General features: G+C 58.2%; 9 protein-coding genes. 6 read left to right on the top strand and 3 right to left on the bottom strand.

What is annotated here, in order from left to right; translation table 11 throughout:
• Positions 1-122: 122 nt before the first annotated feature.
• The 3 genes from ROO76_14090 to ROO76_14080 form a co-directional block, all read right to left on the bottom strand.
• Complete coding sequence (locus tag ROO76_14090; GenBank protein ID MDT8069293.1) at positions 123-431, bottom strand: zinc-ribbon domain containing protein; 309 nt, start codon at positions 429-431, stop codon at positions 123-125.
• A gap of 265 nt (positions 432-696) precedes the next feature.
• Complete coding sequence (rpsU, locus tag ROO76_14085; GenBank protein MDT8069292.1) at positions 697-894, bottom strand: 30S ribosomal protein S21; 198 nt, start codon at positions 892-894, stop codon at positions 697-699.
• Between the two features lie 202 nt (positions 895-1096).
• Complete coding sequence (locus tag ROO76_14080; protein ID MDT8069291.1) at positions 1097-4273, bottom strand: TonB-dependent receptor; 3177 nt, start codon at positions 4271-4273, stop codon at positions 1097-1099.
• Between the two features lie 338 nt (positions 4274-4611).
• Here ROO76_14080 and ROO76_14075 point away from each other — a divergent pair, with 338 nt between their 5' ends.
• The 6 genes from ROO76_14075 to ROO76_14050 all read left to right on the top strand — a co-directional run bounded on the left by ROO76_14075 (position 4612) and on the right by ROO76_14050 (position 11914).
• On the top strand, positions 4612-5163 hold the full coding sequence (locus ROO76_14075) for a gamma carbonic anhydrase family protein (GenBank protein ID MDT8069290.1): 552 nt from the start codon (positions 4612-4614) through the stop codon (positions 5161-5163).
• Positions 5164-5221: 58 nt separating this feature from the next.
• On the top strand, positions 5222-6502 hold the full coding sequence (hisS, locus tag ROO76_14070; GenBank protein ID MDT8069289.1) for a histidine--tRNA ligase: 1281 nt from the start codon (positions 5222-5224) through the stop codon (positions 6500-6502).
• A gap of 107 nt (positions 6503-6609) precedes the next feature.
• Positions 6610-6924, top strand: coding sequence for a nuclear transport factor 2 family protein (locus ROO76_14065; protein MDT8069288.1), 315 nt, complete (start codon positions 6610-6612; stop codon positions 6922-6924).
• A gap of 45 nt (positions 6925-6969) precedes the next feature.
• Positions 6970-8796 (top strand): aspartate--tRNA ligase, encoded by a 1827-nt coding sequence (gene aspS / locus ROO76_14060; GenBank protein MDT8069287.1) that lies wholly within the window; start codon positions 6970-6972, stop codon positions 8794-8796.
• A gap of 142 nt (positions 8797-8938) precedes the next feature.
• Entirely contained in the window at positions 8939-10951 is a 2013-nt protein-coding gene (mutL, locus tag ROO76_14055; GenBank protein ID MDT8069286.1) for a DNA mismatch repair endonuclease MutL, read from the top strand.
• Positions 10952-10960: 9 nt separating this feature from the next.
• Positions 10961-11914 carry a crosslink repair DNA glycosylase YcaQ family protein gene (locus tag ROO76_14050; protein MDT8069285.1) on the top strand — a complete coding sequence of 318 codons (954 nt, stop codon included), beginning with the start codon at positions 10961-10963 and terminating at the stop codon, positions 11912-11914.

Raw genomic sequence — 11914 nt, 5'->3', positions numbered from 1 at the left:
ACAGTGGTGCCCCTGTGGGATTTCCACTGGCTCTTGCGGAGAGGACACCGATGGTTGGCGGGTCCGAGGGTCGCCGAAGGCGGGACTTTCCCTAGCTGGTCACGAGCGCAATGCGCGTCTGCTTACGAAGCGGTTGCTGTTTTCTTGCTGCCCTGGAAGCACTCCCGGCAAAATACCGGGCGTCCTTGCGTCGGCTTAAAAGGAACGGTTGTCTCCTTGCCGCAATTCGAGCAGACGGTTCGGGTTTCTACCTTCGGGTAATTCGAGTTCACCGGAAGCCCGAGGGCCTGGGCCCGTTTACCCTTGCAAGCCTTGCAACGCTTGGGTTCGTTCTTGAACTGCTTATCGTGGAAGAAGAGTTGTTCTCCCGCGGTAAAAACGAAGTCCTGCCCGCAGTCAACGCACTTTAAAATCCTGTCCTGGAATTCCATCCGAGTTGCCCCTTTGTAGCCGTGCTCTCCAACACGGTGGCAACGACTGAATGCAACGCGGCTCCCGATGCATTCATTCGCCGTGTTCAGAGTTGAGTTCGACCCTACAGCATGCAAACTGAAATGCTGCTTACTTACCTACCACTGCGTTATGAATGCGGACTGCGAATCTACACCCCATACGACCCGTCACCCCGACGAATCGTCCCCCGAAACATACGGGGAACGGGCCACTGCAAGTAGCAGTGGCCCGTGTTTATACTACTTAATCCTGCTCTTTGCGAGCTTTTTTACGACTACGTTTGCGGGCTAGGGCCTCTTTTACCCTCTTTTTTTCACCCGGCTTCAGGTAGTAGGAGTGACGCTTCACTTCCTTGATGATGTCTTCCTGCTGTACCTTGCGCTTGAAACGGCGGAGGGCATTTTCCAGAGACTCGCCTTCCTGCAATCTGACTTCAGCCAAACTCTTACACCCCCCTGCCCGTCCCTATTGGACGCTTATAGATTATCAGAGCCGGACGCTCTAAGTCGGCAATTCTTCAACTGGTTGAGGGTTCGCGGGAGCGAGCATACCGCACCGTGCGCGAGGCACCCACGCTCGCGGGGGACCCGAGGCGGCCGCCCTTGGAGTCAGCGAGTACCCACTCCCAGATTACCCCGCACCCTCAGTAACTTACTCTGAGCGAGAACTGAATCTGTCTTGCAGCGTAGGCGTTATTCGGCTGCAGAAACCCGTTGCTGAGCCGGAATTGCGCCGGATAGCGTTTATTGTTGACCGTCGTATCCTGAACCACGAAGTTCGCCGCTGCCGACTGGAAGCCGTCATCGGTGGTGTCCACCCGCTTATTATCCCGATTAAAAGCGTTGAATGATTCCACAAGAAGGCTGAGTCTCCAGCGCTCGGTTGCCTTCAATAGGCGGTTCAAGCGGAAGTCGGTGGTGGCATAGTCGGGTCCAATAGAGGAATTCCGGCTTGTGCCGGGAAGCCGGTCGTTCGTGTCATTGCCGTCGCGATTGGCATCGCCAGTGACACGGGCATTCACGGGACGGCCGCTACCAATGGTTGTTACAGAAGAAAGCTTCCAGTTGTTGAAGATCGCCTTGAGCACCGGCTGGTCACGATGGAAGAAGCGCGGTTCGTAGACCCAGCTCACGGCCAGCCGATGCCGTTGATCGGTCGAACTCAATCCGCGCTCGGCGTTGGGATCGGCGGAATTTTGCACGGTTGCCGGACTGCCGGCGATCAGTGCGTCCTGCCCATTGTCTATTGCCTTGGCGTAAGTGTAGCCGAGACGGAAGTAAAAACCTCGACTCATCTTTCGGCGAACCGAAAGCGTGAACCCGTGATAGATACTCTCTGCGGCGCTTTCGAAGACATCGACGGTATCGAGTTGCGGCACTGGCCTTTGCGGATCATTTACGCAGGGGACAAACGGGCAATCGATGCTGGGCGTTGTTTGCCAGGTTCCGAAGGACGGCTCGAGATAGTAGTTGCCGGTGAACTCGCTGCCATCGGAACTGAAGATGGGATATTCCTCGATGACGGGATCTGGCAAGTTAGCGTCGCGGGCGCGAATGAGGTGTTGTCCGTGCACGTAGAGGTACGTTCCAGCGACGGCGAACCCGCCGCCCACGTCGCGCTCAAGGCTCAACGAGGCTTGATCGACATAGGGCATCTGGAAGTTGTGGCCGAAGGCCGACATCTCGGAAGTCAATTTCCCGGCGATTGCATCCGGCGGTACACAGGCGGAGGCATTGGGCGCACAGTTCACGAGCGGATTCGGGTATTGCGGAAAGATGGTTGAGTCGGCGGCTTGAGAATTTACGAGGAAGAGGTGCTGCTGGGCCAATCCGTTGTCGGTCTCGACCGATGCTGTGTAGATCGACGGTATCCTCGTATAGAAGCGTCCCCAGCCCCCTCGCAGCACGGTCGTCCGACCGCGCGCGATATTCAAGGCGAAACCGACGCGGGGAGAAACATTGTTGAGATCGCCAGGCACACGACCGGAATCGGGCCACAAAGGATTTGACTCGAGGCCCGCAGTGTTGAATCTCTGAAGATCCCAGCGAAGGCCGACGTTCACCGCGAGGCGGCTGGCCAGCCGGATCGAGTCCTGGCCGAACAGGGCATATTCAGTCGTGTCGGGATGCGATGCGGCGGTGCCGAAATTCTGGATGTAATATCTCGGCACATTGTGGGCGTAGGCGCGGAGAGGCGAAATCCTCATCCCGTAAGTTCGCGGCGCAAATGTGAACGGATCGACGCGCGTGTTGTCGAAGATGTACTGGCCGCCGAAGAGGGAGGGGAAGAAGTTGTAGATCCAAGCTTGAGAAACATCGGCGCCCAGTTTCCATGAATGGCGCTTCTGCTCGAAGTTGATGGTCTCCGCCAGGTGGAGTTTGTGCTCGCGGGTAATGCGAGGCAGGATACTGCTTCGTCCCGCGCCATCGAGCACCCCGTTGATTTTGAAACGAACTTCGTTTGAGTTCGGGGCTGAATTCTGCAGATCGCGGGAGAACTGCAAACGCAGATGGCTGCTCGTTTTCGGCGAAAAGGCACTCGTCAGAGCGAGATTGGCTGTTTCTGTCGCAACGTCTTCCACCCCGTTTTCAGTGAGAGCGTGCGTGGTGATTGGGCTGCTGGGGTCGAGGAAGACGTTGTTCTCCCCGTTGTATCGCGAAGTGTTCAGCCGAAACGTAATGAACTGGCGCGGCGAGAGGTTGTAATCGACCTTAAAAAATCCGGCGTTGCCGATCATCGCCGAGCTATAGCTACCCGCCATCCCTGTCAGTTGGGCCGCGGCATCGGCTACCAGCGCCGCATCGGTGCTTTCGTAATCGGTAGACGCAGGTACGACTGCACTGCTCCCGTCAACGAAACGAACCTCAGTCGGGACATGGAAGATATGCTGGTCCCAGCCGGCGAGGAAGAACGCTTTGTTCTTTTCCAGCGGTCCGCTGAATGTCCCTCCGAACTGGTGCTGCACGTCCTCGGGCTTGCGGTCAGAGAAGGCATTCTGCGCATTAAATAGGCCATCCCGCAGGTAGTAAAAACCGCTGCCGTGCCACTGGTTATTGCCCGACTTGGTGACGACGTTGATAACCGCGCCGCCGGAGCGCCCGAGTTCCGCGCCATAGGCGTTGGACGAAACACGGAACTCCTGGACCACCTCATTGCTGAACTGGTAGGGAGCGCGATAGCGTCCGCGGGCCTGAGCGAAAAACGAGTTGTTGTTGTCGCTACCGTCAACGAGCATGGTCGACTGGAACCCGCGGATGCCGCCGAAGGCGAGATCCCCATTGGACGACGACGTCAAGCCGCGGGGATCTTGAGTGACCCCGGTCCCGAACAGCGCGAGATCGGTAAATCGGCGGCCATTCAGCGGAAGGTCTTCCATTGCAACCGAGTCAATGACCTGCGCGATCTCGCTGGACTCGGTTTCGACGAGTTGGGGCGATTCAGTGACGGTGATCTGCTGACGAGCTCCCTCGAGCGACAGGCGAAGGTCGACCTCGGCAACCGCTCCGACCTCGACCCGAACTTTGCGGACATTATCCGGAGACATTCCGTTGGCAACAGCGGTAATTTCGTACTCGCCGGGTTCCAGGAGTCCGAAGGCAAAGGTGCCATCGTCGTTAGTGACGACCTGGAGCGCGAGGCCGCGCGAGGGGCGGCGAAGGTTTATGTTGGCGGTTGTAACCGGAAGACCGGCGGGATCGAACACGCGCCCGTGGATCGCCCCGAGGGAGGCATCTTGTGCGAAAGCAGTGTCGATAGCGAGTATCAGGCAACCAAGAAAAAATAAAAGGATTGCTATCAGAAAGAGCAGGGAGACTTTCACTGTGTTCCTCTCGAATGCTTGTATAGCAAGCGAAATTGAGAGGGGCACGAGATTAGTGCTCTCCAAATGGGGGAGAGCTCCAATTTGGGAATCCCATTCTGGGAGTTGTGTGGAACATTTCTGTTGCACTCGTGCGTGAAGGCGAGTTTTCAATAGCGACTCACAGAGAGTTTTATTCAGAACATCAAAAGCTTGCGGAAGCTTTAAGCAGTCATTCCTCTGTGACTCTGTGTTTCTGTGGTGAGTCTATCGCCGGAAATGCCAGCGACCTGCCGTAGCAAATCCACACTTTGCCCTTTGCTCCTCTTCTTGATAACTTCAATGGTTACGGACCTGCCATGATTCGACCCTATAAAGGTGTGTTGCCGACGATTCCCGCGTCCTGTTACGTGGATGAGTCGGCACAGGTGATCGGAGATGTCGTGCTCGACGAAAACGCCAGCATCTGGATGAACGCGGTCGTCCGCGGCGACGTACACAAGATCCGTATCGGCGCCAACACGAACATCCAGGATTGCTCGGTGCTGCACGGGATGCTGAACAAGTGGCCGGTAATTCTTGGCGATTGGGTGACGGTCGGACATTCGGTCACGCTGCACGGCTGCGTTGTCGGCGACCGCTGCCTCATCGGAATGGGAGTCGTGGTCCTGAACGGCGCGAAGATCGGCAACGACTGCATAGTCGCTGCCGGAACGCTGATCCCTGAAGGCATGGAGATCGAAGACGGTTCGCTGGTAATGGGTGTCCCCGGCAAGGTGAGGCGCAAGCTGAGCGAGGAAGAGAAAGCCTCGATCCTGACCTACGGGCGAAACTACCTGGGATATAAAGAGCAGTACCAGAAAGAAATTGTTCCGTCGGGCGGTCGGGCCGTCGTGCCATCGAAAAGATAACCACGAAGGACGCAAAGTTTCACGAAGAACGAATAACGAAGAACCGACTGAGAACTGAATGATCAAAGCTATCCGAGGAACGCGCGACTTACTTCCGCCCGACACCGATTTGTGGAACTTTGTGGACGCGCGTGTTCGCTCGGTTTTTCAGCGATACAACTTTCGCGAGATTCGCACTCCGGTATTTGAGGCGACGGAGTTGTTCGCGCGCAGCGTCGGCGAGGACACCGACATCGTTTCAAAGGAGATGTTTACCTGGGAGGACAAGGCACGCGCGCAGAGCGAGAAGTCGCAGTCGCTGACGCTTCGGCCGGAAAATACCGCAGGTGTGGTGCGCGCGTACATCGAGCACGATCTTGGCCGTTCGGGCCAGTTGCAGAAGCTTTATTACGTCGGCCCTCAGTTCCGCCGCGAGCGTCCGCAGAAGGGACGCTACCGCCAGTTCTTCCAGATCGGCGCCGAGGTGATTGGACCGCCCAGCGCGGGCAGCGAGTTGCCGATCCGCGACGCTGAAGTTATAGAGATGCTGACGGCCCTGCTCGACGGCGTGGGGCTGAAGGGCTGGACCCTGCACTTGAACTCTGTCGGCTGCGCGAACGACCGCGCCGCTTACAACAAGGCGCTGCGCGAGGCCCTCGCCGGCGTGAAGGACAAAATGTGCATTGACTGCCAGCGCCGTGCTGAGACCAATCCGTTGCGCGTGCTCGACTGCAAAGTGCCGGAAGACCAGCCGATCATCGACGCGCTGCCGAAGATCAGCCAGTATCTCGACGAGCCCTGCCGGCAGCACTTCGACGAAGTTAAAGCAATTCTCGGGACGATGGGCATTCCCTACCAGGTGAACGAACGCATGGTGCGCGGGCTCGACTACTACACTCGCACGACGTTCGAATTCACGCACGGCGATCTAGGCGCGCAGAGCGCGGTGCTCGGCGGCGGACGGTACGACGGGCTGAGCGAATCGCTCGGCGGGCCAAAAGCCCCCGGCGTCGGTTTCGCCATGGGAGAAGATCGCCTGGTGCTGGCACTACAGGCGCAGCAGGCAGAGTCCGCGGTTCCGGTGAATGCCTACATCGCTCCGCTGGGCGCCGGAATGAATCGTCACGCACTGAAACTGGCTCGCGAGTTGCGCGACGCGGGGCTGGTTGTCGATGTCGGCGATGAATCTTTCCGCCTGAAAAAGGGTTTTGACGCGGCCGAGAAAATGGCCGCGCGGTACGTCGTTATCGTCGGCGAAAATGAAGTGAAAGCGGATCAGTTTGCGGTGAAGGACATCCGTAGCGGCGAACAGGTTACGGTGCCGCGGGCAGAGTTGGTTCGGAAGCTCAGCGGCACTTGAGGAGCTTCCATGACAATTGTCAGGATAGTCGCAGTCGCGGTGCTCTGTCTTTCGTCAGTTGGAGTTGGTTGCGGACAGACCGGATCACCGCACTCTGCACCAGATGTATGAGGCAGAGAAGCGAAGAGATCTGGACTTCATCCATTCGCATTTCGCGGACGATTTCGTCGAAGTCGCTGGTGACGGCAAGGTTTAACCACTGGCCGGATATTGAGGCGGGTTTCAAGGATGTAGTCTTGAAGAAGTACGAATTGACGGACTGCATCTTTAAACTAATGACTCGCGATGCGGCGTACCTGAGCTGCAAGATGGATCTGGAAGCCACTTCTAAAGGCCAGCCATTTCCAGCCCGCTTCCGTGTAACCTACGTCTGGACGCGGCAGAACAAAGATTGGCTACTCGGTTCGAACAGGGGACAGTGATCCCCGAGCCGGGCAAAAGCAAAGAGGGAAAGCAGGAATAGGATCGTGCCTCAACTGGATTTTCTTGGTGATCTCAAACGTACGCATCGCAATGGCGAACTTCGTGCCTCCGACGCCGGCAAGAACGTTGTCCTCATGGGCTGGGTGAACCGGCGTCGCGACCTCGGCAATCTTATTTTTATCGATTTACGCGACCGAACCGGCATCACGCAAATCGTCATCGACCCATCGAACCCGGCTGTGCATGAAAAGGCAAGCGACCTGCGCAGCGAATACGTCATCGCCGTGACCGGCAAGGTCGAACTGCGCGAAAAGAACAACATCAACAAGAACATCCCGACGGGTGAGATCGAGGTCGTTGCAGAAGACCTCCGCCTGCTCAATGTTAGTGAGGTGCCGCCGTTTCTTCCCGGAGAGAATGTCACCGCGAGTGAGGAACTTCGACTGAAGTACCGTTACATTGATCTCCGACGCAATGAGTTGCAGTTCAATGTTGCATTGCGGCACAACGTGGCTCTGGCGATTCGGAATCATCTGTCGTCGAAGGGGTTTTACGAGATCGAGACGCCGTTCATGACTCGCTCGACGCCGGAAGGAGCGCGCGATTATCTCGTGCCCAGTCGTGTCAACAAGGGCGAATTTTATGCCCTACCGCAATCGCCGCAGATATTCAAGCAGATCCTGATGATCTCCGGGTTCGACCGTTATTTCCAGATTGTGCGGTGCTTCCGCGACGAGGATCTCCGCGCCGACCGCCAGCCCGAGTTCACGCAGATTGATCTCGAGATGACTTACCCGCAGCAGGACGCTGTGTTCGAGGTGGTTGAAGGCTTCCTCCGTGCGGCCTGGGAGGCGGCCGGATTCAAGTTCGATGCGCCATTCCCGCATATCACATATGACCAGGCGATTCGACTCTACGGCATCGATAAGCCGGACCTCCGGCTGCCTGCGATGACCGATGTGAAAGATGCCTTCACGGCAGAGCAGAAGCAAACTCTGGGACTAGATACGGAGTTGCCGATCATGGCAATCCGCACGCCGAGAGTGGGCGATCTGTCGCGCAAGGAGCGCGAAGACCTGCGCCCACTGTTCGGGAAGGCAGAGGGACCGAAGCTCATAGATGACATGAAGCGCCTCGAGAAGTCTTTCCCCGAGGCAGTCGCGAAAATTCGCCAGATGACTGGGGCGGAAGAGGGCGACCTGCTCGTGATCGTGGGCGGCGGCGCGTTGCAGGACCGCGCGCCGATGAAGTTCAAGCGCGCCGAAACCACGGTTTACACCACGGCGGGTCAGTTCCGGTTGGCGTTGGCGCAGAAATTTGCCGACCGGCATGGATGCTTCAAGCCGGGCGTCTTCAAGTTCCTCTGGGTCACGGATTTTCCGATGTTCGAGTGGAAGCACGATGAGGGCTACTGGGACGCCGCGCATCATCCGTTCACCTCGCCGCACGAGGAAGACATGACGAAGCTCGCCGGGAGCGCCGATTCGGTTCGCGACCCCGATTCGCCGCTGGGCGAAGTGCGAGCACTTGCGTATGACGTCGTTCTGAACGGTACCGAACTCGGTTCGGGCTCGATCCGTATCCATCGTCAAGATATCCAGTCCAAGATTTTTACTGCGCTCGGAATGAACGAAGAAGAGCAGAAAAAGCGGTTTGGCTTCTTCCTGGAGGCGCTTCGATACGGCACGCCGCCGCACGGTGGAATTGCACTCGGTCTCGATCGGATCGTGATGATCCTGGCCGGGGCGGCCAGCCTGCGCGAAGTCATCCCGTTCCCGAAAACCGCGCAAGCGAAAGACCTGATGATGGATGCGCCGACGCCGGTCAGCGACGCGCAGCTGCGGGATTTAAGTATCGAGGTAAAGAAATAACCGCGGATTACGCCGATACGCGCGGATTAGAATCAGGCATTTACGCTTTTGCTTTTGTTTATCCGCGTATCTCCGCGAAAATCCGCGGTCGCTTTTTGCTTTCAGCCGAGAACTGAGAACCGGGAACTGAGAACGCGTTTCGATGGCAAAGATCCACGTCCTTTCCGAGCACGTTGCCAACAAGATCGCCGCCGGCGAGGTTGTCGAACGACCGGCATCGGTGGTGAAGGAACTGCTCGAGAACTCGCTGGATGCCGCCGCGACGCGGATCCGCGTCAACATCGATGCCGGCGGCAAGAAACTCATCCAGGTGATCGATAACGGGTGCGGCATGGTGCCGGATGACGCCCTGCTGGCGTTCGAGCGACACGCAACCAGCAAACTGAAGAATGCCGATGATCTTCTATCAATTGCGACGCTAGGATTCCGCGGTGAGGCATTGCCGTCAATTGCCTCCGTCAGCCGTTTGCGTCTAGAAACCCGAGCGCCGGAAGAGGCCAGCGGCACCATCGTCGAGATCGCCGGGGGCAAGATACTCACCGTCGAAGAAGCGGGCCTTCCTGCCGGAACTTCGATTACGGTTCGCGATCTGTTCTTCAATACGCCGGCACGAAAGAAATTTCTCAAGGCCGAGAGTACGGAACTGTCGCATATCGCGAGCCTGGTGACGCATTACGCGCTTGCGCACCCCGACAAGCACTGGGAACTGCATACGACCACGAACGCCATGCTGGTCGCGGCACCCGTGCCGAGCAGCGCGGAGCGCATTTATCAGGTCTTCGGCAAAGAGACGCTCGACCAGCTACTGCCGATCGCAGCGACGATCAAACTGGAGCGCATTGGGCTGCCGAAGCCTCCGCCGTGGGCGAAGCGTGAAGAAGAGGACGAGCCACCGCAACCGGGCGAGATTCGTGTTCACGGATTCGTCTCCAAGCCCGAGGTACAGAAACTCAATCGCAACTCCATCTTCATTTTCGTGAACGGCCGGCTGATTCGCGACCGTCTTATCCTGCACGCAATCACGGAGGCCTATCGAAACATCCTGCCGCCGACGGTCTTCCCGGTCGTGCTGCTTTTCTTGGAGATGCCGTTCACGGAAGTCGATGTCAACGTGCACCCGTCGAAGACGGAAGTCCGCTTCCGCCAGCAGTCCGCCCTGCATGACTTTGTGCGCGATTCCGTCCGCGCAGTGCAGATGCAGGCGCGCCCGGCCCCGCAGTTCACGCGCGAAATCCACGCCGAACCGACCGCCGCGCAGGCACTTTCACCCAAACTCAACTCGCTCGGAGCCCCAAATCTGCCGCCGTCAGCAGATGGGGGTCTTTCCGCGGTCGGCACCGATTTTGCCCTTCACGCTCTCGTTCCACCACCCCGTCCCGGCAGTCTCGAATTCGGAGAAGAGGCCATTGAGGTGGAAGGGAACGCCGCAGTTGGAGGCGCCCACCTGCGTCCGCAGACATTTGGTTCGCACATTGGAGAGCCGCCGCTGGCCGGTGCCGATGCGATAGTTCCTGAGCGCGAGGAATCCTGTGGCCCACGGATCGAAGAACCGGATGAGCCGATGGACCTGACGGAACTGAGCGGTTTGACGCCGCTCGGGCAGGTGCGCGAATCCTTCATCCTTGCCGTGAACCAGCAGGGTTTGTGGATTGTCGATCAGCACGCTTGTCACGAGCGGATCCTGTTCGAGCGCATTTTGAAACAACGACAGGCGGCGCAGGTCGAATCGCAGCGACTGCTGATGCCGATCATCGTTGACCTGACGCCGGCACAACTGGCCGTCTTCGCCGAGATCAACGATGAACTCCGCCGCAACGGCTTCGACGCCGAGCCATTCGGAACCCGCACCATCGCTGTGAAGACCGCACCGGCTGGAGTGGATGCCGGACGCGTCGAGAAGCTCCTGCACGAGTTGCTCGAACAGTTTGAGCGTGAAGAGCAGTCGCTGACTCTGGAGAAGATTCGGGCGCGCATCGCTGCGTCGATCGCCTGCCAGGCGGCGATCAAGATCAACATGCCGCTAGAGCAAAATAAAATGGAGTGGCTGCTTCGCGAACTGGCCCGAACGCAATACCCGATGACCTGTCCGCATGGCCGTCCGGTCGTCTTGCGGTATTCTGTAAAGGACATTCAGCGGGCATTCAAACGTATTTAACAGGAGATCATGACGGAACGGGAACTCCAGGAACTCCGCAGCGAGAAGTGGCGCGTCAATGGGCGGCCGATCCGCACGTTAGAGGACGCGCAGGAGTTCATTGAGTCAGTGGGCTTTTGCCTTATGTATCCGGTGCGGCCTCCAGTGCTGGTGCCGACGTTCGTCGGCGCTTACGTTGGCAGCGGCGAGAGCCTTCCGACCTGGCAGCATGCCTTCGCCGATAAGCGTGCCATGGAGGCGCAGGAACTCATGGTGCGCCTTCTGCGACAGAAGATGGCCTACGAGGCGAATCTCTTCAGCGAAACACCATTCCTGGTGGCAGCTTCCGTCTTCCCGTTCTTCTACGGACTTGTCGGTGACCGGAATCCGCGCCAGGTACCGAAATCGGGGCCGCGGTCGGAATATTCGCCGCTGGCGGTGCATACATTTCAGGCTATCCAGAAGCAGGGACCGATCGCGAAGCCGCGCCTGCGAGAAATTCTGGGCGGGGATCTTTCGATTGCTGCGCTTGACCGGGCACTGAACGAGCTTTGGTCGAAGTTACGCATTACCCGCGTCGATTACAACCCGGAAGAGGGTGCGTCGTGGGACATCCTGTTCCGGTGGTCGCCCGATCCGGTGCGGGAAGGGATGAACCTCAGTATCCCAGAGGCACTGACGGCGCTGGTGTCGAAGTACGTGGACAGCCTGGTTGCGGTCGAGCAGGGAGAGATTGAAGAATTTTTCTCGAACCTGATTGCGCGATCGCGTACGCGGGAGGCCATCAATGCCTTGCTGGCGGCGCGGGAGTTGCAGTACGTGACGATCGGAGGACGCACGATGATTCAGATCACTCCGCCGAGGCCTGCTCCCGTCGAGCGGCCGCCACGCCCGGTCGTGATCAGAACAGACCCTTCCAGAACGATCGCCCGGAGACCGCGGCCAGTGCCGGCAAAAACTCCTAACGGCGAGGGAAATAAATAA

This window comes from Terriglobia bacterium, assembly GCA_032252755.1.
In the GTDB taxonomy this organism is placed as follows: Bacteria; Acidobacteriota; Terriglobia; order Terriglobales; family Acidobacteriaceae; genus JAVUPY01.
Note: the sequence above shows the minus strand (reverse complement) of the source record. Positions and strands in the feature narration are given on the sequence as shown.

Bases quoted from the DNA above. Each gene is read 5' to 3' on its own strand.
- ROO76_14090 (MDT8069293.1), bottom strand. From the start codon at position 431: ATGGAATTCCAGGACAGGATTTTAAAGTGCGTTGACTGCGGGCAGGAC.
- ROO76_14075 (MDT8069290.1), top strand. From the start codon at position 4,612: ATGATTCGACCCTATAAAGGTGTGTTGCCGACGATTCCCGCGTCCTGT.
- hisS (MDT8069289.1), top strand. From the start codon at position 5,222: ATGATCAAAGCTATCCGAGGAACGCGCGACTTACTTCCGCCCGACACC.
- ROO76_14065 (MDT8069288.1), top strand. From the start codon at position 6,610: ATGAGGCAGAGAAGCGAAGAGATCTGGACTTCATCCATTCGCATTTCG.
- mutL (MDT8069286.1), top strand. From the start codon at position 8,939: ATGGCAAAGATCCACGTCCTTTCCGAGCACGTTGCCAACAAGATCGCC.
- ROO76_14050 (MDT8069285.1), top strand. From the start codon at position 10,961: ATGACGGAACGGGAACTCCAGGAACTCCGCAGCGAGAAGTGGCGCGTC.